The sequence below is a fragment of the Campylobacter canadensis genome (genome assembly GCF_013177655.1).
GTDB classification, from domain to species: Bacteria; Campylobacterota; Campylobacteria; order Campylobacterales; family Campylobacteraceae; genus Campylobacter_E; species Campylobacter_E canadensis.
In genome coordinates, this window is the sequence record NZ_CP035946.1 from 291,947 (window position 1) to 314,359 (window position 22,413).

A 22,413-nucleotide genomic window follows, 5' to 3' on the forward strand; every position below is an offset into this window, starting at 1 on the left:
CCTTAAATAATCACACTTATAATTAAAGCAAATAAAATTCCAATGCAAGAAACAAGTAAATTCAAAGGAACAAAATAATATAAAATAAGAGTAAGTTTTTCGTTTATAAATAATGTTTCTTTGTTTTTATAACAAGCTAAAAATTGATAATACATATAAGCTAAATTAAGTCCAATAAAAGCATAAAGCAACCATTGTGTAAATGCTAAAGAATGAAAAATAGGATTTTTAACAGCATAATCAAACATAAAAATAGCACTAAGTGCAAGTATTATCATAAGAATAATAATAGAATAAAATTGTATTTTTATATGCTCTAAAACCTTTTTTAAATACTCTTTATTATCTTGCAAATAAAATTTTGCATTTATCCTTAAAGATAAATGCAATCCTACAAAACAAACACCAGCAATTATGTGTATAAAAGGTAAAATAACTTGATTAATTTGCATTAATCTCCTTAGAATTTATTTTAATAAATTCTATTACTTCTTTTATATTTGTATTTTTCAAAGCTCCACTAGAAAAATCATCTCTACCGCCGCCACCGCCGCCAAATTCTTTTCCTAAAAGTTTAATAAAATCATTAGCCTTAATATTGCAGTTTTTAGAGCCAATTACTACTTGGGTTTTATCTTCATTAGAACTTAGTAAAACTATAAAAGAATTATTATGTTTATTTTTAAAATCATCTACGCTGCTTTTTAAATCAAAACCATTAAATTCACTTATGCAAACTTCAACATTATTTATTTTAGAACTTGTTAAATCTTCTTTAGAATTTTTTAAAGCATTTTTTAATTCTTTAATTTCATTTTTTAAATTTGCAAAGCTTTTTACTAAATTATCGCTTTTTAATTCTTGTTTAACTAAATTAAACTCATCAGCTTGATTTTTAAGATATAAATAAGCATATTTGCTAGTAAGTGCTTCTATTCTTCTTACGCCAGAACTTAAAGCACTTTCTTTAGTGATTACAAATAAGCCTATATCAGCACTATTTCTTACATGCGTTCCACCGCAAAGCTCAATACTTTTTCCTAATTTTAAAACTCTTACATTTTCTTTATATTTTGTATCAAATAAAGCCATAGCTCCCATTTGTTTTGCTTGTTCAATTGACATTGTTTTGATATCTGCTTCGTAAGAAGCATAAATCATATCATTTACCATAGTTTGAATTTTTTCTAATTCTTCTTTGTTTAAAACTCTTGTATAGTTAAAATCAAATCTTAAACGGTTGTAATCTACAAAAGAACCAGCTTGAGTTGCAGTAGGTCCTAAAACCTCTCTTAAAGCATAATGCAATAAGTGGGTTGCTGAGTGGTTTTTTGCTATGCTAAATCTTCTTTCTTCATCAATTTTAATTAAAACTTCATCGTTAATCTTAACTTCTTCATTTAGTTGTAAATAAGCTAAATTTAAATCATAAAATTTTTCTACTTCTTTTACTTCAGCTATTTTTTTATTATCTTTAAAAATACTTCCTAAATCATAGTTTTGACCACCGCTTGTAGCATATAAAACACTATTATCAAATAAAACCCAAGCATTATTTTTTGCAGAAGAAATTTGTTTAAAATCATCATCTAAAAGAGCAAGAATTTTAGCTTTACATTCTGTTTTTTCATAGCCAAGAAAATTATTTTCGCCGAATTTTTCAAGCAAAAGTTTAAAATCTCCGCTAACATCTTTATCTCCACTTCCTTTCCAAGAAGCTTTTGCAAGCATTTTTTGCTTATTCATAAGTTCGTTAAATTCATCTTCATTTAAAGATATATTTTTTTCTCTTAGCATATCAATAGTTAAATCAAGTGGAAAACCATAAGTATCATAAAGTTTAAAAGCAACATTAGCGCTAAATACATCCTTTGTATTTTTTAATTCTTCATTAAAAATTACAATTCCTTTTTCAATTGTGCTTAAGAATTTTTCCTCTTCATTAAATAATTGCTCTTTTATAAAGTCTTTTTTTTCATTTAAATAAGTGTAATGTTTGCCCATTAAATCACACACAACATCAACTAATTTATACATAAAAGCTTGTTTAAAACCTAGTAAATATCCGTGTCTTAAAGCTCTTCTTACTATTCTTCTTAATACATAACCTCTACCTTCTTTATCAAAACTAAGACCTTGTGCAAGTAAAAATACACTTGTTCTAATATGATCAGCTATCACTCTAAAACTTGCTCCGCTTTCATAAACATAAGTTTTGTTACAAAGCTTTGAAATTTCATTGATAATTGGCATAAAAAGCGAGCTATCAAAATTGCTAAATTTGCCTTCTTTAATTGCAGTTACTCTTTCAAGCCCCATTCCTGTATCAATACTTGGTTTTGGCAGTGGGCTAAGCACTCCATCAGCACTTCTTTCATATTGCATAAAAACAAGATTCCAGATTTCTAAAAATCTATCTCCATCTCCGCCCATATAATCTTCGCTTGAGTTAAAATGCTCTTGCCCTTGATCATAAAAAATCTCACTACAAGGACCACAAGGACCTGTATCGCCCATTTGCCAGAAGTTATCTTTATCGCCAAATTTGTAAATTCTTTCTTTTTGAATGTGTTTTTGCCATAGATTAAAAGCTTCATCATCATTTTCATGCACGGTTACATAAAGTCTATCTTTAGGTAGTTTTAAAACTTCAGTTACAAATTCCCAAGCATAAGCTATGGCTTGTTCTTTAAAATAATCTCCAAAGCTAAAATTTCCAAGCATTTCAAAAAAGGTATGATGGCGTGCGGTATAGCCAACATTATCTAAGTCATTGTGCTTTCCACCCGCTCTTATGCAGGTTTGACAGCTTGTTTTGCGTGGAGGGTTTGGGATTTGCTCGTTGCCTGTAAAAATACCCTTAAAAGGTACCATTCCTGCGTTTGCAAAAAGTAAAGTAGCATCGCTTGGCACAAGCGGACTTGATGGTGTTACTTCGTGATTTTTTGATGCAAAAAAATCTAAATAAGCTTTTCTAATATCCATTTTTTTTCCTTGAATTTTTTATTAGTTAAATGATAAAAAAAATTTTATAAATATTCAAGGCTTTTTAATCGCCTTGATAATAATTTTTTTCTACTTCATCATCTTCTATTATTGTTGTATTTTGTTTTGCATATTCGCACATTGCATCTCTTAAAAGTTGATATTTTTTGTAACTTAATTGCTCTTTTTCATTTAAATCATCTTTATTTAAAAGCTTGATTTTAAAATAAGTATCATCGCTTTTTGAGTATTTTAAAAAAAATTCTACAAAATCAAAATACTCTTTTTCGCTTTCATATTCAACTATTTCTTCTACATAAATCGTTGGTCCAAAACCTAAGTGATTGTGCTCGTTAAAACCAAAACCAGCTTTATATTCAACCTTATAAATCATTTGTTTGCCTTTGTTCTAAAAATTCTTCATAACTTCCTTGAAAATCAATTAATTTTGAATCTTCAATGCACCAAATACGATTAGCGTAAGAATTAATCAATTCTCTATCGTGGCTAATGCAAATAACTACTCCGCTAAATTCGTACAAGGCCTCGCCAAGTGCAATTATGCTTTCTAAATCTAAATGGTTATTTGGCTCATCAAGTAATAAAAAGTTTGCCCTTTCAAGCATTATTTTACTTAGCATAAGTCTATGTTTTTCTCCACCGCTTAAATCTTTTGCCTTTTTTTCTTGATCAGCCCCGCTAAAAAGCATTCTTCCAAGACATTTTCTAATTTCATCAATATCTTTGTGTTTTTGTGTGATTAAATAATCATATAATTTTGCATCTTCATTTATAATGCTTGAAGTATCTTGTGCAAAATAGCTAAGCTCAATTGTTGCACCTAGTTTTACATCTCCGCTATCTGGCTTAACTTCATTCATTATTATTTTTGCTAATGTACTTTTGCCAACACCACTTGCACCAATAATAGCTATTTTATCGCCCTTATTTACTTTAAGATTTAGATTTTCAAAAAGGCTTTTATCGTATTTTTTACTTATATTATTTAATTCTAAAACCTCATTTCCAATCTCACGATTTGCCCTAAATAAAATAGAAGGGTCACGCCTACTTGAAATCTCAATCTCACTTACATCAAGTTTTGCTAAGTTTTTTGCTCTACTTGTTGCTTGTCTTGCCTTTGAAGCGTTTGCACTAAAACGAGCGATGAATTTTTCAAGCGCTTCTTTTTCTTTTAAGTTTTTAGCTAGGCTTGCTTCTTTTTGTCTTTTAATAAGCGTACTTTGCATATACCAATCATCGTAATTTCCAGCAAATTCACGAATTTGTTTAAAATCAACATCAAGCATTCTTGTGCAAATACTATTTAAGAAAAATCTATCGTGAGAGATAATAACCATTGTTCCTTCGTGGCGTTTAAGTTCATTTTCTAGCCAATTTATTGCTTCTAAATCAAGGTTGTTTGTAGGCTCATCTAAAAATAATACATCAGGTTTTAAAAATAAAACTTGAGCAATTAAAACTTTAAATTTATCAGCATTTTGAATATTTTTCATAAGCTCATCATAATTATTTAATTTTAAAGAGCTAAGAATTTTTTCTATTCTTGTTTCATATTCATAATTTGGGTCTTCTTCAGCACAAATCATCTCAAGTTCGCTTAGTTTATTGTTTATTTCATCAGTATAATCAGTGCAAGTTGCATAAATATTTTCTTTTTCTTTTACAGCATTATAAAGTCTTGCATTTCCCATTAAAACAGCATCTTTTATGCTAAATTCTTCATATTTAAATTGATTTTGTTCTAATACTCCAAATCTAACACCATTTTCAAAACTAACCTCTCCACTAGTTGCTTCAAGCTGTCCTGCTAAGATTTTTAAAAAAGTAGATTTTCCAGCGCCATTTGCACCGATAAGTCCGTATTTTTCGCCCCTTTTTAAACTTAAATTTACATTTTCAAATAAAACACCAGTTGGGTATCTCATTGTGATTTGTTTAATTTCTACCATTTTTTTAATCCTTTTTTGTAATATTATTAAAAATTATATATAAAAGGCAAAAAATTGCAAACATCATTTATAAATGACTTATTAAATTCTTTACCAGTTGCAACATTTATTTTAGAAATACTAGCTTTTATTGCGGCTTTGTATTTTAAAAAATATAAAGAAAGCGTAATAATACTTTTATTTTTTTGCACTAGATTAATAAGCTTATTTACAAACATATATCAATTTCATAATTTTATATCAATTTTTAATCCTTTGTTTTATGTTATCTTAGCTTGTATTAATGTAAAATTAATTAATTATAAATCTTACGCAAGTTTATCTTTGCTAGGTATTTTATATTTTGTTTTAGCTTTTAGCTTGCAAAATAATACCCAGTTTAACATCTTAGCTAGTAAGCCAATATTTTTGCAGCATTATGCTATTACTGATTTGTTTTGCATTATTTTTGTTTTTTTCTTTTTTTATATTCTTTTTGCTTATTTTGTGCAAAAATTTAGTTTTAGTATAGTTTTAGCTTATATTTTTGCTTTTATACAATTTGTATTTTATAAAAAAATTGAAGATTATAATGCAAATTATTTTGAATTTTCTTCTTTAATTTTTATTATTTTTATTGCTTATGAAAGTAAAAAAATGGTTTATTATGATGCTTTAACAGGGGTTTTAAACCGTAGAGCCTTTGATATGCTTGCTACAAAAGAAAATTCTATAATAGCAATTTGCGATATTGATTTTTTTAAAAAGGTTAATGATACTTATGGTCATGATGCTGGAGATTTAGTTTTAAAAGAGGTGGCAAAAGTACTTAAAAAAAATGCACAAGCTTATAGATTTGGTGGGGAAGAATTTATACTTTTATTTTATGATATGAACTATAAAGATTGTATAAATAAGCTAAATGATATAAGATTGCAAGTACAAGCTTTGAAAATTCAAGTAAAAAAGAATATAATTAATGTTACAATAAGTATGGGGGCTTGCCTTGTAAATAATTTCAAAAATGATGCTTTAAAAATAGCTGATGAAAGGCTATATAAAGCAAAACAAAATGGAAGGAATAGGGTAGTATATGAATGATAGTTTAAATAAAAAAATACAAGAAGCAGTATGGAGTAGCGATTTAGATATAGGCTTAGAAGAAGTTGATAGCGAACATAGAATTTTTATGGATTTAATAAAAAAAGCTTATATTTCAATTAACAATAGCTATGTAGAATTTGATAAAAATTTTAAAGAAATAATACAGCATTTATTAATACATTTTAGAAATGAAGAAGCTTTTATGAAGGCTCAAGGAATTTATTCTAAATATATTGAAGAACACCAAGTTATACATTCAGATTTTATTATTCAAATACAAAATTTACAAAGAAATTTCATCAAAGTTAATTCAGATTCAGAGGTAAATTACCAAGTCGCTTTTGCAATTAATGCTATTGATTTTATTAAAGAATGGCTTATTTTTCATATTGTAGGACAAGATAGCGACATAGCAAAGCAAATAGAATTAATACAAGATAAACATATGAGCGCAGAAGAAGCTTATAAAACAATGCAAGAAAGTAAAAATAAAAATGTATCAATCCTAATAAAAACAATTAATTCCTTACTAAAAATCTTAGAAATAAGGAATTCTAAGCTAAATGAAATAGAGCAAGATGTTGAAAATAGACTTAAAAAATCTCAAGAAGAAAACGAAAGAATAATTTCTGATAATAAAATGAAGTCTTTAACAGACCAATTAACAGGTATTTTTAACCGCCGCTACGCAATGGAGCTTTTAGAAGATATTTCAAAAAATGAGAATTTAATTTATTCTATTATTTCTTTTGACCTTGATGGTTTTAAGGGGGTAAATGATACTTATGGGCATGAAGCAGGAGATAAGGTATTAAAGGTATTTTCAAATACAGTTGAAGATTATTTAATAAGAGCAAATTATCGTGGAAAAGACCCAATGTTTCATGAAAATAAAGCGTTTTTTTGCCGTTTTGGTGGCGATGAATTTGCTATTATTTTACCAAATACAAATATTGATGATGCTTTAAAATTAGCAAATGGAATTCACGCAGCAATAAATAACATTACCGTTTATACTGACGCTGGTGTTGTGCTTTGGAAGGGTAAATCATCTTTAGGTGTTGCTTCTAAAAGCTTAGAGCATACAACTTATAATGATGTTATTAAAGAAGCTGATGAATATTTATATGAAGTAAAAAATAGTGGTAAAAATCGTGTTGGCTCAAGAAATACAAAAATGCAGCAAGGGGGGGGGGTGAGCCTATAAAAGCTTAATTTTATTTAGTATATAGGCACAAAAATCATCGCTATCATTTAAGCATTCGCATAAATTATATTTATGTTTGTATTGGTGTTTGTATTCAATAGCAAGTTCAAAGACTGTTTCAGAGCAATCAATACAAAAAGATAAAGGATAAATTAAAACCGATAAGCCTTTTTTATCGTACTGCGTTAAAACATCACTAATGCTAGGCTCTAGCCATTTTACAGGGCCTAGTTTTGATTGGTATGCTAATTCAATATATTTAAAATCATATTTTAATCTTTCTTTTAGTAGTGAAAATTGTTTTAAAATATGCTTTTCATAAGCATCGCCCTTGTTAATAATTTTTTGCGGTAAAGAATGAGCGCTTAATATTAAAACATTTGCCTTAGCTTCTTCTTGTTTTGCTAGAATTTGTTTTATTATTAAATCATTATAATCCATATCATCGTAAAAAACATCAACTATTTTTACCTTTGCTAAAGCTTTATAATGCTTTTTAAAATCATTTAAAGCAGATTTTACGGTAGTTTGAGAATAATGCGGATATAAAGGAAATAAAATTACTTCATCATCATCGCTAAATTGATATTTTGCTAAAACATCTTTTGCAAAAGGCGGAACATAAGTTGATATATAATCAAATAAATATTCGCTTTGCATTTGATTTAATTTATCACATAAAGAGCTTTGAATATCGCTTAATGGGCTTTTTGAGCCAATTTGAATATAATTTTTTTTCATTTGTTTTATTCTTGATTTTCTTATAAAAAATGAAATCATCTTTCTTAAAAAAGTTGATTTTATATCTAAAATATTTTCATCATTAAACATATTTTTTAAAAATAATTCACATTCATCAAGTTTATTTACTCCGCCCATATTTAAAAAATAAACTACCTTCATTCTTCATTCTCCAAGTTTAAAATTGCTTGTGTAATTGCATAACGCATATTGTTTTTTTCTAAAATATTTAAAGAATTTATGATTTTATTATTTTGTATTAATTCTTCTTTAAGTTCGTTTGGATGATTGAAATTACAAAATAATTCATTAAAAATTGTAGAATTTTGTTTTAGTAATTTTAAAGCTAAATCTTTATTTAAACCAGCACTAAAAGCAGCATTTAAAGTAGATTCAAAAACAAAAGAAAGCAAGGCTATGTGATTATTTGTAAAATTTTTTATTTTTTGTAATTCTTCTTCACTTTTAGATCTTATTAAGTTACAGTGAAAATATTTATTAAGCAAGTTATTAAATTCTTCATCATCAAAAGGTGAATAAAAGCTAGTAAAACTCAAATTTTCTTTATTAAAATTTATACTTAAATAATATTTTGCATCAATAATTCTTGCTAAATTTAGCTTATTATTCATACAAATTAACATCTTTGCTTTAGCATTATTTGTTGTTTGCTCTTTTAAAGAATAAATATTTTTTATAAATTCTTCTTCTTTAAAAGATAAAAGTATAACTTTTTCTTCTAGTGTAAAATCTTTTAAGCTAATGCAAGCAAAATTATCAAAATCATTTAAATTATTTGTAACAATTGCATAATCTATGTGCATTTTTTTAAATGAAGAAGCAATATCTTTTGAAACTTCTTCATCTGCTATTATGTATATTTTATTCTGCATTATTTTCCAGCTGTTTTAAAAAGGTAATAATTTTTTCTGTTGGATTGTAAAAAGGGTATTGGCTAGGGTCAAGGATGATTTGAGCCATAGTTTTATTATCGTAATTTAAAATTACAGGAGCTAACATATTAATAGTTGTTTCTTCAATTTTAGAATTTAGCATTAAAATATTGTATATTTCAATATTTGAACTCATAGTTACATCTAAAAGTGCTTTATACGAAATAGGTAAATCAAATTCATAATTTTTGCAAATTACATAAGGATTTAGCATAGTAAAAACAAATTTTTTACCATCTTCGCTTTTTAATTTTGCAAAACCATCTTCTAGTTTTTCAATACTAACCTTGCTTACATCTTCAAAGCCGTAAATTGGGAATTTAACATCAAAAATCATTTTTAATCTCCTTAATAAAGTTAAGAAAATTATATTAATTAATGTTAAATATTAATATCTATAATTTGCTATTTTTAGAAAGGTTTGAATGAAAAAAAATATTATTTTAGCTTTAATTTTTAGCTTTTTTTTAATTTCTTGTGCTGGTAAGAAAGATTTGTTTGATGATTATAACTTAAGTGATAAAGCTTGGCTTGAAAGAATTATTAATAATATTAAAAAAGATAGACTTGATGATGCAGATAATGATTATATATCTTTATATAGCGAGCATATTAATAGTGAGCTTTTAAAAAGCGCAATGCTAATTTTAGCAAATGCACACTCAAACGAAGGAGAGTATTTATTAGCAAATTATTATTTAGATGAATATTTAAAACTGTTTGGCTCTAAACAAAATTACGAATGGATAAAATATTTAAAGATTAAAAATGCTTATTCATCTTTAAAATTACCAAATAGAAATCAGTATTTTTTACTTGATGTAATAAAATTAATCCAAGATTTTAAGTTTGAATATCCAAATTCTCAATACATTTTTCTAATTAGACATTATGAAAGTAAGCTTGAATTAGCAAATTATATTCTAAATAAGGATATTTTAAAATTATATAAAAGAATGGGCTATGAGCAAAGTGTTGAGGTTTATAAACAAAGACTTGAAAATAGTAATTTTAATGATATAAAAGTTATTAAAGGCTATTTGCCTTGGTATAGAAAAATCTTTGAATAAGGAAAAAAATGAGCGTTACAATGGATTTTTGTATTTTTTCTATGAGCGATGATTCTAAAAGTGATGAGATTGCACCAATTATTAAGTATTTAAAAGATAAAAATATTCCTTACAAATTAGGCGCAATGGGAACAAGCGTAGAATGTGATAATTTAAAAAAGGCTTTAAAGATTTTAAATAAAGCAAATAAATTAATTGATAAACAAAGAGTTTATTTAGTGGCAAAATTTGATATTCATAAAAATAGAGAAGATAATTTAACTTACAAGGTTAAAAGTGTAAAAGAAAAGCTTAAAAAATTAGAAAAATAATTTAAGCTTTTTAAATAATTACACTTTTATGTTTTCTTTTTAATATTAATTCTTTTAAGATTATTAGTCCTACACCAATATTTATACACACATCAGCTATATTAAAAACTGCAAAGTTAAAATAATAATGCCAAGCAAAAAAATCAATCACTCCAACATAAAAAAACCTATCAATAATATTAGCCACTCCACCAGAAAAAATAATGCAAAGTGAGTATAAATGCGTATTTAAAATCTTTTTTTCTCTTAGTAAAAATACAAAGGCTATTAATAAAATAGCAATTTGTATATATTTTAGGTATTCATCTAAGAAAGAAAACATTGAAAATGCTACTCCTTTATTAAATACTAAATATAAAGAAAAAAACTCGCATTCCCAAGTAAATCCATTTAAAAAAATATTTTTGCTTATTCTATCAAGTGCAAAAACTAAAATAAATAAAATAATACATATAAAATATTTTTTATTCATTTTTTAACCTAGCTTCAAAAAATTCAATACACTCTTTTTTAGCCTTGATTAATTCCTTTTCATTTTTGCATTCAAGTAAAATTCTTAGTAGTTTTTCAGTACCTGAATATCTAAATAAATAAGATATTTTTCTTGCTTCTAAATCTTTTTTTAATTCATTTATTCCCTTTATTTTTTCTAAAGGAATTTTTTCTTTTATTTCTAAATTACACAATACCTGTGGAAATAATTTTATATCAGCAAAAATTTCACTAGCTTTTTTATTATTTATAAGCATACTTGCAACTTGTAAAGCAGCCACAATTCCATCTCCTGTTTTTGCAAATTCGCTAAAAATAATATGCCCACTTTGTTCAGCACCAAAAATAAAATCATTTTCTTGCATAGCTTTTAAAATATATTTATCTCCAACATCTGTGCTAATGTAATTAATATTATTTTCTTGTAAAAATTCAAGCAAGCCAGCATTAGACATTTTTGTAAGAGCTATGCCTTTTATTTTTTTATATTTATTTAAATGTTTTGCTAAAACACCTATTAAAACATCACCATTAATAATATCTCCTTTTTCATCAACAACCACCAATCTATCAGCATCTCCATCAAAAGCAAAGCCAATATCAGCCCTTAATCTTTTTACTTCTTTAGCTAAAGTATTTGCATGTAAAGCACCGCAATTGTCATTAATATTTACTCCATTTGGCTCACATCCGATACAAAAAACATCAGCTCCAAGCTCATTAAATACAAGTGGCGCAACCTTATAAGCAGCACCATTAGCACAATCAATTACTATTCTAAGATTTTTTAAAGTATGATTTTTTAAAAATGAATTTTTAATATGTACAACATATCTTCCAATAACATCATCAATTCTTTTTGCAAAACCAATGTTTGCATCGGTTGCAAGGGCGGATAATAGCTCTTTTTCATCGTTATATAATTTATTGATTTCTTTTTCTGCTTCTTCACTTAATTTAAGTCCATTTGCATCAAAAACCTTAATCCCATTATCGTAATAAGGATTATGTGAAGCACTAATCATAATTGCAAAATCACATCTTAAATCTTCGCTTAAAAAAGCAACCGCAGGTGTAGGCATAGGTCCTATTTGATAAACATTAAAACCTATTGAATTTAATGCGCTAACAATTGCATTTTCAATCATATAACCACTTTTTCTTGTATCTTTTCCGACTATTACTTTATTAGTATTTGCACTTTTTTTAAAATAAATTCCAATAGCTAAAGCTGATTTTATTACTTTAAAAATATTTAAATCTTCTCCAGCTTTTCCACGAATTCCATCAGTTCCAAAAATCATTTTTAATCCTTAAAAAAATATTTTTTTAAGAATATTTTAACCAAAATAGATTAAAATTATTGCTTTTTATTTTTTACAAAAGGAAGAAAAATGGCAAATCATAAGTCATCTGAAAAAAGAGCAAGACAAACAATTAAAAAGACTATTAGAAATAGATTTTACAAAACAAGATTAAAAAATGTAACTCGTGCAGTGCGTGAAGCTGCTGCTAGTAATGATGCTGCAAAAGCTGCTGAAGCTTTAAAAATAGCTAACAAAAAAATTCACGAAATGGTAAGTCGTGGTGTTCTTAAAAAACAAACCGCTTCAAGAAAGGTAAGCCGCTTAGCACTTTTAGTAAATAAAATTGGTGCATAATTTTTAATGCTTGTAGATAAACTTGAGCCATTTTTAAAACGCTATGAAGAAATTCAAGCGTTTTTAAGTGATATAAATAATAGTAAAGATTTAGAGCAGGTTACAAAGCTTTCTAAAGAACAAAAAAATATTGAAGATATTGTTTATAAAGCAAGAGAGTATAAAGAAGTATTAAAACAAATTCTTGAAAACAAAGAGCTTTTATCAAATAGTGAATTTTCAGAACTCGCAAAAGAAGAATTAAAAGAGTTAGAAAATTTAAAAGAAAAAATTGAAGAAGAAATCAGGATTTTATTATTACCAAAAGACCCAAACGATGATAAAAATATCTTTTTAGAACTCCGTGCAGGTACTGGTGGAGATGAGGCTGCATTATTTGTTGGAGATTTATTTAAAACTTATGTTAGATATGCTGAGAACAAAGGTTTTAAAGTTGAGATTGTAAGTCAAAGCGAAGGCAGTATGGGTGGTTTTAAAGAAATCATTTTGCTTGTAAAGGGTGATAAAGCTTATTCAAGATTAAAATTTGAAGGTGGCACTCACAGAGTTCAAAGAATTCCACAAACAGAATCTCAAGGAAGAGTACATACAAGTGCAATTACTGTTGCTGTTATGCCAGAGGTTGAAGATAGTGATATACAAATTAACCCAAATGATTTAAAAATTGATGTAATGAGAAGTAGTGGTCATGGTGGGCAAAGTGTTAATACTACTGATTCTGCAGTAAGAATTACTCATATTCCTACAGGCTTAGTTGTTGTTAATCAAGATGGCAAGTCTCAACACAAAAATAAAGAAAATGCGTTAAAAGTTTTAAAATCTCGTTTATATGAAATACAAGAAAACGAAAGATTAGCTCAACAAAGAGAACAAAGAAAATCTCAAGTTGGAAGCGGAGATAGAAGTGAGCGTATTAGAACTTATAATTATCCGCAAAATAGAATTAGCGAGCATAGAATTAATTTAACCTTACATAGATTAGATTACATAATGCAAGATGGTTTGTTAGATGAAATAATAGAGCCATTAATCGCACACTATCAAGCACAAAATCTTAGTGAATGTGAGTGATGAAAAAGGCATTTATTCTTATTCTTTTTTTTAGCTTGTTCCTTTGCTTAATATATATTTTTATTGAGCAAGATGGTAAAACTCAAAAAGATATAAAGATAAAAAAAGAAGAAATAATTACAAAAGAGCAGCTAGAAGAAAGAGCTATTGATTTTTTATTAAAATCTCATATGAGCGGTAAGGTTGAATGCCAACAGGGAGAATTTTGTAAATTTAGTAATGTTGTAGCAAATAATTTTTCTTTTGATACTCTTAGTGTAGATAATTATGAAGATATGATGGATTTTTTAAATCTTTTAACTTTTGAATTAAAAGAAAATTTAAAAGATTTAATAGCTACAAAAGAGCTTTCAAGAATTAGCTCAGACCCAATTTTTGATGCTTTAATTAAACAATACCCAGATGATTTTAATAAAAAAGCAGATTTTACATTAAAAATAACTAATTTTAAACCAAATAAAAAATTAGAATTTGATTTTGCTTTTTTATCTTGGTTTGTAAGCGAAAAAACCTATGATTTAATAGTAAAAAATGCAAAGAAAATGGATATTTTCTTAAATTTAAATTATAATATTGAAAATTCTAAAATTTCTCTTTTACAAAGTAATTTTTTATTAAAAGTTAATCTTGCAAAAGAAAGTGTAATAACAATCAATAAACAAAATAAAACAATACTTATTAATATTGAAAATTACAAAAATATAAAACCAATTTTTGAAGAAATAAACCCATTTTTACTTAGTTTTTTTAAGACAAAAAATTCTTCACTAAAACAAAGTATGATGAATTTTTTAAAAATTATAAATAAAACAAATGCATCAAATTTATTAATAAAATCTAGTGATTTACTTGATATAAATTCATATTCTATAAGCGAATTTTAACTATAAAAAAATATAATCTATGCTCTTATAAACTTAAAAGGATTTACTATGGCAAAGATTATGAAAACAATGGACGGCAATGAAGCCGCTGCATACGCTGCGTATGCTTTTACAGAAGTCGCAGGAATTTTCCCAATCACACCAAGCTCACCAATGGCTGATTATACAGATATGTGGGCTGCTGCAGGCAAAAAAAATATTTTTGGAATGCCTGTTAAAATTGTTGAAATGCAAAGTGAAGCAGGTGCTGCAGGAACTGTGCATGGTTCGCTTCAAGCAGGTGCTTTAACTACAACCTACACAGCTTCACAAGGTTTGTTACTTAAAATACCTAATATGTATAAAATTGCAGGTCAAATGTTACCTTGTGTTATTCATGTTGCTGCAAGAGCTATTGCTGCTCAAGCCTTATCAATTTTTGGAGACCATCAAGATGTTTATGCTGCAAGACAAACAGGTTTTGCAATGCTATGTTCAAACAGTGTTCAAGAAGCTATGGATTTAGCTGGTGTTGCTCACTTAAGTGCTATTAAAGGTCGTGTTCCATTTATGCACTTTTTTGATGGTTTTAGAACTTCTCATGAAATTCAAAAAATTGAAGTGATGGATTATGAAGTATTTAAAAACTTAATTGATATGGACGCAGTGCAAGAATTCCGCAATACCTGTTTAAACCCAGAGCATCCAAAAACTCGTGGAACAGCGCAAAATGATGATATATATTTTCAAACAAGAGAATTATCAAATAAATATTATGATGCCCTGCCAGATGTTGTAAATGAATATATGCAAGAGATTTCAAAAGTAACAGGAAGAACTTATAAACCTTTTGTGTATTATGGAGCAAGCGATGCTACTAAGGTTATTGTAGCTATGGGTAGCGTAAATGAGGCTTTAAAAGAAGTTGTTGATTATTTAAATTCTCAAGGCGAAAAAGTAGGGGTTATGATGGTTCATTTATATAGACCATTTAGCTTAAAATACTTCTTTAATGAAATGCCAAAAAGTGTAGAAAAAATCGCAGTTTTAGATAGAACAAAAGAGCCAGGTAGTATAGGCGAACCACTTTATTTAGATATTAAAGCTGCATATTATGGTATGCAAAAGCAACCTTTAATTATTGGTGGTAGATACGGTCTTTCTTCAAAAGATGTTGACCCAGCACAATTAATAGCAGTATTTAAAAACTTAGATTCACAAAATCCAAAATCTCCATTTACAATAGGTATTAATGATGATGTTACTCATCTTAGTTTAGAAGTTGCAGAAAAGATTTCTTTAGGCGATGCTAGTACAAAAGAATGCTTATTTTATGGACTTGGTGCTGATGGAACAGTAGGTGCAAATAAAAATTCAATTAAAATTATCGGTGATAAAACTGAATTTTATGCACAAGCTTATTTTGCTTATGATTCTAAAAAATCAGGTGGATATACAAGAAGCCACTTAAGATTTTCTAAAAAACCGATTACTTCAACTTATTTAGTAAGCACTCCTCACTTTATTGCTTGCAGTGTTGCAGCGTATTTAGATATTTATGATGTTTTAGCAGGAATTAGAAAAGGTGGAACATTCTTACTAAACTCAATTTGGGATGCAAAAACAACTGTAGAAAAAATTCCAAATAAGGTAAAAAAAGTTTTAGCGCAAAAAGAAGTAAAATTTTATATTATTAATGCTACAAAACTAGCAAGAGAAATAGGCTTAGGCAATCGTACTAATACAATTATGCAAAGTGCATTCTTTAAACTTGCAGATATTATTCCTTACGAAGATGCACAAAAATATATGAAAGAATTTGCATATAAAAGCTATATTAAAAAAGGCGAAAAAATCGTTGAAATGAATTATAAGGCTATTGATGTTGGTGCTGATGGTTTAGAACAAATTAGTGTTGATCCTAGCTGGGCTAATTTAAGCGTAGAAGAAAATAAAGCTGATGACAAATATAAAGGCACAGAATTTGTTGAAAAAATCGTAAAACCAATGAATGCTGCAAAGGGCGATGATTTACCAGTTTCAGCATTTTTAGGTTACGAAGATGGAAGTTTTGAACACGGTACAACTACTTTTGAAAAAAGAGGCGTTGGTGTGATGGTTCCAAAATGGATTGAAGAAAATTGTATTCAATGTAATCAATGTGCTTCAGTTTGTCCGCACGCAGTAATTAGACCTTTCTTAATTAATGATGAAGAAATGCAAAATGCACCTGCAGGTGTAAAAGAGCATAGCCTAGATGCAAAAGGCGTAAAAGGCGAAAGCTTGAAATTTAAAATCCAAGTATCATCGCTAGATTGTACAGGTTGTGAGCTTTGTGTAACTGAATGTCCAAGCAAAGAAAAATCACTTGTTATGGTTCCACTTGAAGAAGAACTTGAAAGAGGTGAGCAAGAAAATGCTGATTATTTATTCTATAAAGTTACCTATAAAGACCAATTTATGGCAAAAGATAGCACAAAAGGTGCTCAATTTGCACAACCTTTATTTGAATTCCACGGTGCATGCCCTGGTTGTGGAGAAACTCCATATATTACATTAACAACCCGTATGTTCGGCGAAAATATGATGATTGCAAATGCTACAGGTTGTAGTTCAATTTATGGTGGTTCAGCTCCATCAACTCCATATCGCAAAAACGATAAAGGTCATGGTCCTGCTTGGGGTAATTCATTATTTGAAGACAATGCTGAATTTGGTATGGGTATGAGAGTTGCAACAGAAACTCTTCGCCATAGAATTGAAGATATTATGATTAATACTAAAGACAAAGCGCCTAATGCGATTGCAGGTCTTTATGATTATTGGTTAGCTAATAAGAAAAATACAGATATTACAGCAGATGTAAGAGATAAATTAATACCATTATTAATGCAACATTCAGAGCTTGAAGGTGCTAAAGAAATTCTTGGCTTAAAAAATTTCATTGCTAAAAAATCTCAATGGATTTTTGGTGGCGATGGCTGGGCTTATGATATTGGTTATGGCGGACTTGACCATGTTTTAGCTAGTGGAGAAGATGTAAATGTTTTAGTACTTGATACTGAGGTTTATTCAAATACAGGTGGTCAAAGTTCTAAATCTACAAGAACAGGTGCGGTAGCACAGTTTGCAGCAGCAGGTAAGCCAACACAGAAAAAAGACTTAGGTCAAATTGCTATGACTTATGGCAATATCTTTGTTGCGCAAGTAAATTCAAATGCAAACTACAATCATTTTATAAAAGCTTTAATAGCAGCAGAAGCTTATGATGGACCAAGCTTAATTATTTGCTACAGCCCTTGTATTGCACACGGAATTAAAGGTGGTATGGGTGCTAGTGGTGACCATGCAGAAGTTGCTACAAAGTGTGGATACTGGCCGCTTTACACCTTTGACCCAAGATTAGAAAAAGAAGGCAAAAATCCATTAAAAATCACATCTAAAGAGCCTGATTGGTCTTTATATGAAGAGTTTTTAATGGCAGAAGTTCGCTACAATTCACTTAAAAAGTCTAATCCAAACGAAGCAGCAGCTTTATTTGAATTAAATAAAAAAGATGCTCAAAGAAGATATAGACAATTAAAAAGACTAGCAAACGCTGATTACAGCGATGAAGTAAATTCATAAAACAATTATGGCTATTTTTATAGCCATAATTTTTCCATTTAAGAATAATCCTAATTATTAGCTTTTAACTTAAGTTTAGTAAGTATTAAAAAGTAAGTTATATTTTTAGCAAATAATGTTTTTTAATTTAGTTAATTTCATACACTATCCAAAAGCACAAAAAACATCATTTACAAAGTTGTTTAATTTAAGATTGCATCTAAAGGCTATAAAAAAAGCTTTTTAGTAAAGCTTAATTAGCAAGCTCTTTTTATTTTAGGTAGCAGGGTAGGGGGTAATAAGGTTTTTACTATTTTTGTATAGTTTAAAACCTTATTTATCAATATAATATGCAAATAATTTTTTAACTTTAGTAAATATCACAGCTTAAAATATCATCAAAACTATCTTCTCTTCTAATTAAAAAATCATTTTTATTTTCATCAATTAATATAACCGCACTTCTTGGTCTATTGTTATAAGTCGTTTGAGATTCAATCGTGTAAGCACCAGCATCTAAAAATACTATTAAATCATCAATATTGCTATCTTTTGGTAACAAGAATTCCTTATTTGAATTAGTGCCTATTTTAAACCAATCTCCACCATCGCAAAGCGGACCTGCAAGTCTAAAGCTAGTATCATGCTTTTTAGTAATTTTACTTGCATTATAAACATAGTAAAACCAATCAAAATGCTGAGAATCAGATAAAATAGAATACCCAGCATTAAGAAATTTCCATTCAATTTGTATTGCTTTATCATCTTTTGTTAAAGGATGTAATGTTTTTTGCTTGTAAGCTGCAATTTTGCTAAGTAAAATTCCTGCTGATGAAACTATTTTTCTTCCAGGTTCAATGCAAATTGTAATATCTCCTAATCTTTTTACTTCATTTATAATTGCCTTAGCGTAGTCATTTGCATTAAAGTGTATTTTCATATTTTCTTGCTTTGTTTTAATATTATCTTTTTCATACTTATAAGCTGTGCTAATACCACCGCCTACATTAATAAGTTCAAATTTTATATTTAAAGCATTTTGAATTTTTATACACTCATCAACCAAAACCTTAGCAGCATTTGCAAAAGGTTCTACAATTGGTAATTGGTCGCCTACATGCATATGCAATCCTTTTAGTTTTACATAAGGCATATTTAGCATTCTTTTACACAAAGCAAGTGCTTGTTCTTTATCAACCCCAGCCTTAGCGTGAAAACTTGTATCAAGTTGTTCGTGAGTTCCTTTTGCTTTTACGCTAGGCTCAATTCTTAAAGCAAGATTAGCAACTTTTTTTAACTTAGTACTTATTTGCTCAATTAAATCAAGCTCATATTCGCTATCAACATTTATTAAAAATAAATCATTTTCAATAGCAAATTCAAGCTCTTCTTTGCTTTTTACAACCCCATTAAATATAATTTGTTCAGGCTTAAAACCAATTTTTAAAGCCTTTTTAACTTCATATATTGAGTTTGCTTCAATGTCAATTGAGTTATCTTTAATACATTTTAAAATTCCCATAACCGAACAAGCCTTACTAGCATAAAAAATCCTAGTTTTATGTTCTTTAAAAGCTTGTTTTATTTCATTTATATTATTGCTAATTTCTTCTTTTGAATAAACATAGGCTGGAGAAGGGTATTTATTGCTAAGCTCAACTAAATCTACACCAAAAAAAGCCAAATGTTCATTTACACAAGAAAATCTTCTATCATTGCTTAGTAAATCTTGTCTTAATTCTTCATAATTTGCAATTATTTGCATATTTTTTCCTATTATTTACAACTTGCTATTGCTTCTATTTCAATTCTTGCATTTTTAGGTAAGGCAGCAACAGCAAAGCAAGACCTTGCAGGATAAGGTGCGCTAAAAAACTCAGCATAAGCTTCATTTACACTAGCAAAATCATTAATATCAGCTAACAAAATCGTAGTTTTAATAACATCTTTCATACTTAAACCTTGCTCTTTTAAAATAGCTTCAATATTTCTTAAACTTTGTCTTGTTAATTCTTTAATATCATTACTTGCAAAGTCTCCTGTGCTTGGGTTAATTGGTAATTGCCCACTTACAAAAACTAAATTACAACCTTTAGCGCAAACACTATAAGGTCCTATTGCTTTTGGATAATTCATATTTTCTCCTTTTTTAAAATTTAAGTTAATTGTAAAATAAATTTTTTATATTAGAATGAATAAAAATCACAAAAAGGCATAATTTGAATATATTTTTAATTGCTCTTGGCGGTGCTATTGGTGCAGTGCTTAGATATTTATGTAGTACTTTTTTAAACAAAATTACAAGCATAAATTCCATAATAGTTGGCACTTTGTTTGTTAATGTTTTAGGTTGTTTATTAATTGGACTTTTTTATGCACTTCTAAAACAATTTGAGAGCTTAAGTTCATATCGTTTATTTTTTGTGGTTGGATTTTTAGGTGCATTTACTACATTTTCAAGTATTTCTTATGAAAGTTTAGTATTGCTAAAAACTCAAGGCTTTTTTGCATTTAGTTTAAATATTATTCTTAATTTAATATTTGGACTAAGTGCAACTTACCTTGCATTAAATTATATTAAATAGGAGAAAAAATGGAATTTAAAACAGAAGTAAATCAATTATTAAATTTAATGATTCATTCGCTTTATTCAAATAAAGAAATTTTTTTAAGAGAACTTGTATCTAACGCATCTGATGCTATTGATAAGCTAAATTATTTATATTTAAGTGATGATGCTTACAAAAATCTTAATTTTACACCAGCTATTAACATTTATGTAAATAAAGATGCAAAAACATTAATCATTGAAGATAATGGAATTGGTATGGATAAAGAAGATTTACATAACAATCTAGGTACAATCGCATCAAGTGGAACTAAAAAATTCTTAGAAAATATTAGCGAAGATGCTAAAAAAAATAGTGATTTAATAGGGCAATTTGGTGTTGGATTTTATTCAGCCTTTATGGTTGCAAGTAAAATTGAAGTTTATACAAAAAAAGCTTTAAGCAATGAAGCCTTTTTATGGACAAGCGATGCTAGCGGTTATGAAATTAACTCAACTACAAAAGAAAGTTTTGGAACAAAAATAGTTTTACATTTAAAAGATGAAGAATTTGCAAACGCCTATACAATAGAAAATTTAGTAAGCAAATATTCAAATCATATCTCATATCCAATATTTTTAGAAAAAGAAGTTAGCACAAAAGAAGATGATAAAGAAGTTAAAGAAATAAAATTAGAGCAAATCAACAAAGCAAAAGCTTTATGGCGTGAAAATAAAGCAAGTTTAAAAGAGCAAGATTATTTTAAATTCTATGAAAGCATAAGCTATGATTCAAAAGAACCTTTAACTTATGTACATACAAACAGTGAAGGTAGTTTAAATTATTCAAGTTTATTTTTCATTCCAGCTAGTGCGCCTTTTGATTTATACAGAGTAGATTATGAAAAGCAATGCAAATTATATGTAAAAAGAGTTTTAATCAGCGAAAAAGAAGAACTTTTACCATCTTATTTAAGATTTGTAAAAGGTATAATTGATGTAGAAGATTTACCGCTTAATGTTAGTCGTGAAATTTTGCAAGAAAATACAATTTTAAAGAAAATTAAAGAAGTAAGCACAAAAAAAATTCTTTCTCAAATATCAAAATTAAAAGAAAATGATAAAGAGAAATTTAAAGAATTTTCTAATCTTTTTGGAGCAGTAATAAAAGAAGCCTTGTTTGAGCACAACACAAATAAAGATGAAATTTTATCATTATGTTTATTTAATAATACAAAAAGCGATGAAGCTTTAAGCATAGATGAATTAATAAGCGATGATAATAAAATATATTATTTATTAGGCGAAAACTTATCTTTATTAAAAAATTCTCCTTTGCTTGAAAAATATAAAGATAAAACTGTAATTTTCTTAAGCGATAAAGTAGATGAAATAGTAATGCCAAATGTAACAAAATATAAAGAATACGACCTTATAAATATAAAAGAAACACAATCAGGTATTAAAAGTGATTTAAGCGAAGAAGAGAGTAAGCTAAAAGATAAAATAAAAGAAAGTTTAAAAGATGAGGTAAAAGATGTAAATTATGCCGAATTAGGCAGTAGTTTAAGTGCTTTAAGCTTTGATAAAAATGACCAAGAATATCAAATGGCAAAAATGATGGCTCAGTTTGGTGGGCAAAAATTTAATGCCAAACCTATTTTAGAAATAAATCCAAATCACGAAACTTATCTTGCTTTAAAAGATAAATTTGATGATGAAAAAATCTTTAATGATTTTTGTTTAATTGCTTATGGATTAGCAGCCTTATCTCAAGGTTTATCTTTTGATAAGGTAAGTGAATTTAACAAAGCAATTTTAAGAATGATTAAGTAAAAAACTCATATTT

General features: G+C 27.7%; 21 protein-coding genes. 10 read left to right on the forward strand and 11 right to left on the reverse strand.

Going from position 1 to position 22,413, the window contains the following annotated elements:
* Positions 1 to 2 precede the first annotated feature (2 nt).
* From CCANL266_RS01365 to CCANL266_RS01380, 4 genes are all read right to left on the reverse strand, one after another.
* Positions 3 to 452: a hypothetical protein gene (locus CCANL266_RS01365; RefSeq protein ID WP_172230322.1), complete on the reverse strand. Its 450-nt coding sequence runs from the start codon at positions 450 to 452 to the stop codon at positions 3 to 5.
* Positions 442 to 2,985 carry an alanine--tRNA ligase gene (alaS, locus tag CCANL266_RS01370; protein WP_172230325.1) on the reverse strand — a complete coding sequence of 848 codons (2,544 nt, stop codon included), beginning with the start codon at positions 2,983 to 2,985 and terminating at the stop codon, positions 442 to 444. Before alaS ends, CCANL266_RS01365 begins: the two co-directional genes overlap by 11 nt.
* A 64-nt stretch (positions 2,986 to 3,049) precedes the next feature.
* On the reverse strand, positions 3,050 to 3,379 hold the full coding sequence (locus tag CCANL266_RS01375) for a hypothetical protein (RefSeq protein ID WP_172230328.1): 330 nt from the start codon (positions 3,377 to 3,379) through the stop codon (positions 3,050 to 3,052).
* Complete coding sequence (locus tag CCANL266_RS01380; RefSeq protein WP_172230331.1) at positions 3,369 to 4,958, reverse strand: ABC-F family ATP-binding cassette domain-containing protein; 1,590 nt, start codon at positions 4,956 to 4,958, stop codon at positions 3,369 to 3,371. The genes CCANL266_RS01375 and CCANL266_RS01380 overlap by 11 nt, the downstream gene beginning before the upstream one ends.
* 54 nt (positions 4,959 to 5,012) lie before the next feature.
* Here CCANL266_RS01380 and CCANL266_RS01385 point away from each other — a divergent pair, with 54 nt between their 5' ends.
* Together CCANL266_RS01385 and CCANL266_RS01390 are read left to right on the forward strand one after the other, a co-directional pair.
* Positions 5,013 to 6,038 (forward strand): GGDEF domain-containing protein, encoded by a 1,026-nt coding sequence (locus tag CCANL266_RS01385; RefSeq protein ID WP_172230334.1) that lies wholly within the window; start codon positions 5,013 to 5,015, stop codon positions 6,036 to 6,038.
* A complete protein-coding gene (locus CCANL266_RS01390; RefSeq protein WP_172230337.1) occupies positions 6,031 to 7,248 on the forward strand; it encodes a diguanylate cyclase in 1,218 nt (405 codons plus the stop codon). Before CCANL266_RS01385 ends, CCANL266_RS01390 begins: the two co-directional genes overlap by 8 nt.
* Here the strand turns inward: CCANL266_RS01390 and hemH are convergent.
* Genes hemH through fliW form a run of 3 tightly spaced genes read right to left on the reverse strand, consistent with a single transcriptional unit; the run spans position 7,243 to position 9,279 of the window.
* Entirely contained in the window at positions 7,243 to 8,151 is a 909-nt protein-coding gene (hemH, locus tag CCANL266_RS01395; protein ID WP_172230340.1) for a ferrochelatase, read from the reverse strand. The genes CCANL266_RS01390 and hemH overlap by 6 nt on opposite strands.
* Positions 8,148 to 8,882, reverse strand: a complete 735-nt coding sequence (locus CCANL266_RS01400; protein WP_172230343.1) for a hypothetical protein — start codon at positions 8,880 to 8,882, stop codon at positions 8,148 to 8,150. The genes hemH and CCANL266_RS01400 overlap by 4 nt, the downstream gene beginning before the upstream one ends.
* A complete protein-coding gene (gene fliW, locus CCANL266_RS01405; RefSeq protein ID WP_172230357.1) occupies positions 8,872 to 9,279 on the reverse strand; it encodes a flagellar assembly protein FliW in 408 nt (135 codons plus the stop codon). Before fliW ends, CCANL266_RS01400 begins: the two co-directional genes overlap by 11 nt.
* An 88-nt stretch (positions 9,280 to 9,367) precedes the next feature.
* On the opposite strand from fliW, the gene bamD reads away from it, so the two are divergent.
* Both bamD and CCANL266_RS01415 read left to right on the forward strand, forming a co-directional pair.
* Complete coding sequence (bamD, locus tag CCANL266_RS01410) at positions 9,368 to 10,012, forward strand: outer membrane protein assembly factor BamD (protein WP_172230359.1); 645 nt, start codon at positions 9,368 to 9,370, stop codon at positions 10,010 to 10,012.
* An 8-nt stretch (positions 10,013 to 10,020) separates the two neighbouring features.
* Entirely contained in the window at positions 10,021 to 10,323 is a 303-nt protein-coding gene (locus CCANL266_RS01415; RefSeq protein ID WP_172230361.1) for a thiamine-binding protein, read from the forward strand.
* A 10-nt stretch (positions 10,324 to 10,333) separates the two neighbouring features.
* Here CCANL266_RS01415 and lspA read toward each other — a convergent pair whose 3' ends face one another.
* Entirely contained in the window at positions 10,334 to 10,795 is a 462-nt protein-coding gene (gene lspA / locus CCANL266_RS01420) for a signal peptidase II (protein WP_172230363.1), read from the reverse strand.
* On the reverse strand, positions 10,788 to 12,119 hold the full coding sequence (gene glmM / locus CCANL266_RS01425; protein WP_172230365.1) for a phosphoglucosamine mutase: 1,332 nt from the start codon (positions 12,117 to 12,119) through the stop codon (positions 10,788 to 10,790). Before glmM ends, lspA begins: the two co-directional genes overlap by 8 nt.
* 90 nt (positions 12,120 to 12,209) lie before the next feature.
* On the opposite strand from glmM, the gene rpsT reads away from it, so the two are divergent.
* The 4 genes from rpsT to nifJ are packed head-to-tail and all read left to right on the forward strand — an operon-like array spanning position 12,210 to position 18,037.
* A complete protein-coding gene (gene rpsT, locus CCANL266_RS01430) occupies positions 12,210 to 12,476 on the forward strand; it encodes a 30S ribosomal protein S20 (RefSeq protein WP_172230367.1) in 267 nt (88 codons plus the stop codon).
* A 6-nt stretch (positions 12,477 to 12,482) separates the two neighbouring features.
* A complete protein-coding gene (gene prfA, locus CCANL266_RS01435) occupies positions 12,483 to 13,547 on the forward strand; it encodes a peptide chain release factor 1 (protein WP_172230369.1) in 1,065 nt (354 codons plus the stop codon).
* Positions 13,547 to 14,431: a hypothetical protein gene (locus tag CCANL266_RS01440; RefSeq protein ID WP_172230371.1), complete on the forward strand. Its 885-nt coding sequence runs from the start codon at positions 13,547 to 13,549 to the stop codon at positions 14,429 to 14,431. Before prfA ends, CCANL266_RS01440 begins: the two co-directional genes overlap by 1 nt.
* Positions 14,432 to 14,479: 48 nt before the next feature.
* Positions 14,480 to 18,037: a pyruvate:ferredoxin (flavodoxin) oxidoreductase gene (gene nifJ / locus CCANL266_RS01445; protein ID WP_172230373.1), complete on the forward strand. Its 3,558-nt coding sequence runs from the start codon at positions 14,480 to 14,482 to the stop codon at positions 18,035 to 18,037.
* 349 nt (positions 18,038 to 18,386) lie between these two features.
* Here nifJ and dokD read toward each other — a convergent pair whose 3' ends face one another.
* Together dokD and CCANL266_RS01455 are read right to left on the reverse strand one after the other, a co-directional pair.
* A complete protein-coding gene (dokD, locus tag CCANL266_RS01450; protein WP_172230375.1) occupies positions 18,387 to 19,781 on the reverse strand; it encodes an ornithine/lysine decarboxylase DokD in 1,395 nt (464 codons plus the stop codon).
* A gap of 11 nt (positions 19,782 to 19,792) precedes the next feature.
* Positions 19,793 to 20,152, reverse strand: coding sequence for a RidA family protein (locus tag CCANL266_RS01455; protein WP_172230377.1), 360 nt, complete (start codon positions 20,150 to 20,152; stop codon positions 19,793 to 19,795).
* 83 nt (positions 20,153 to 20,235) lie between these two features.
* Here CCANL266_RS01455 and crcB point away from each other — a divergent pair, with 83 nt between their 5' ends.
* Positions 20,236 to 20,601 (forward strand): fluoride efflux transporter CrcB, encoded by a 366-nt coding sequence (crcB, locus tag CCANL266_RS01460; protein WP_172230379.1) that lies wholly within the window; start codon positions 20,236 to 20,238, stop codon positions 20,599 to 20,601.
* An 8-nt stretch (positions 20,602 to 20,609) separates the two neighbouring features.
* Positions 20,610 to 22,400, forward strand: a complete 1,791-nt coding sequence (gene htpG / locus CCANL266_RS01465; protein WP_172230381.1) for a molecular chaperone HtpG — start codon at positions 20,610 to 20,612, stop codon at positions 22,398 to 22,400.
* The last annotated feature ends 13 nt before the right edge of the window (positions 22,401 to 22,413 follow it).

Excerpts from the sequence above, each read along its gene's own strand:
- CCANL266_RS01365 (WP_172230322.1), bottom strand. The coding sequence starts at position 452 with ATGCAAATTAATCAAGTTATTTTACCTTTTATACACATAATTGCTGGT.
- alaS (WP_172230325.1), bottom strand. The coding sequence starts at position 2,985 with ATGGATATTAGAAAAGCTTATTTAGATTTTTTTGCATCAAAAAATCAC.
- CCANL266_RS01375 (WP_172230328.1), bottom strand. The coding sequence starts at position 3,379 with ATGATTTATAAGGTTGAATATAAAGCTGGTTTTGGTTTTAACGAGCAC.
- CCANL266_RS01380 (WP_172230331.1), bottom strand. The coding sequence starts at position 4,958 with ATGGTAGAAATTAAACAAATCACAATGAGATACCCAACTGGTGTTTTA.
- CCANL266_RS01390 (WP_172230337.1), top strand. The coding sequence starts at position 6,031 with ATGAATGATAGTTTAAATAAAAAAATACAAGAAGCAGTATGGAGTAGC.
- hemH (WP_172230340.1), bottom strand. The coding sequence starts at position 8,151 with ATGAAGGTAGTTTATTTTTTAAATATGGGCGGAGTAAATAAACTTGAT.
- CCANL266_RS01400 (WP_172230343.1), bottom strand. The coding sequence starts at position 8,882 with ATGCAGAATAAAATATACATAATAGCAGATGAAGAAGTTTCAAAAGAT.
- fliW (WP_172230357.1), bottom strand. The coding sequence starts at position 9,279 with ATGATTTTTGATGTTAAATTCCCAATTTACGGCTTTGAAGATGTAAGC.
- bamD (WP_172230359.1), top strand. The coding sequence starts at position 9,368 with ATGAAAAAAAATATTATTTTAGCTTTAATTTTTAGCTTTTTTTTAATT.
- CCANL266_RS01415 (WP_172230361.1), top strand. The coding sequence starts at position 10,021 with ATGAGCGTTACAATGGATTTTTGTATTTTTTCTATGAGCGATGATTCT.
- lspA (WP_172230363.1), bottom strand. The coding sequence starts at position 10,795 with ATGAATAAAAAATATTTTATATGTATTATTTTATTTATTTTAGTTTTT.
- glmM (WP_172230365.1), bottom strand. The coding sequence starts at position 12,119 with ATGATTTTTGGAACTGATGGAATTCGTGGAAAAGCTGGAGAAGATTTA.
- rpsT (WP_172230367.1), top strand. The coding sequence starts at position 12,210 with ATGGCAAATCATAAGTCATCTGAAAAAAGAGCAAGACAAACAATTAAA.
- prfA (WP_172230369.1), top strand. The coding sequence starts at position 12,483 with ATGCTTGTAGATAAACTTGAGCCATTTTTAAAACGCTATGAAGAAATT.
- CCANL266_RS01440 (WP_172230371.1), top strand. The coding sequence starts at position 13,547 with ATGAAAAAGGCATTTATTCTTATTCTTTTTTTTAGCTTGTTCCTTTGC.
- nifJ (WP_172230373.1), top strand. The coding sequence starts at position 14,480 with ATGGCAAAGATTATGAAAACAATGGACGGCAATGAAGCCGCTGCATAC.
- dokD (WP_172230375.1), bottom strand. The coding sequence starts at position 19,781 with ATGCAAATAATTGCAAATTATGAAGAATTAAGACAAGATTTACTAAGC.
- CCANL266_RS01455 (WP_172230377.1), bottom strand. The coding sequence starts at position 20,152 with ATGAATTATCCAAAAGCAATAGGACCTTATAGTGTTTGCGCTAAAGGT.
- htpG (WP_172230381.1), top strand. The coding sequence starts at position 20,610 with ATGGAATTTAAAACAGAAGTAAATCAATTATTAAATTTAATGATTCAT.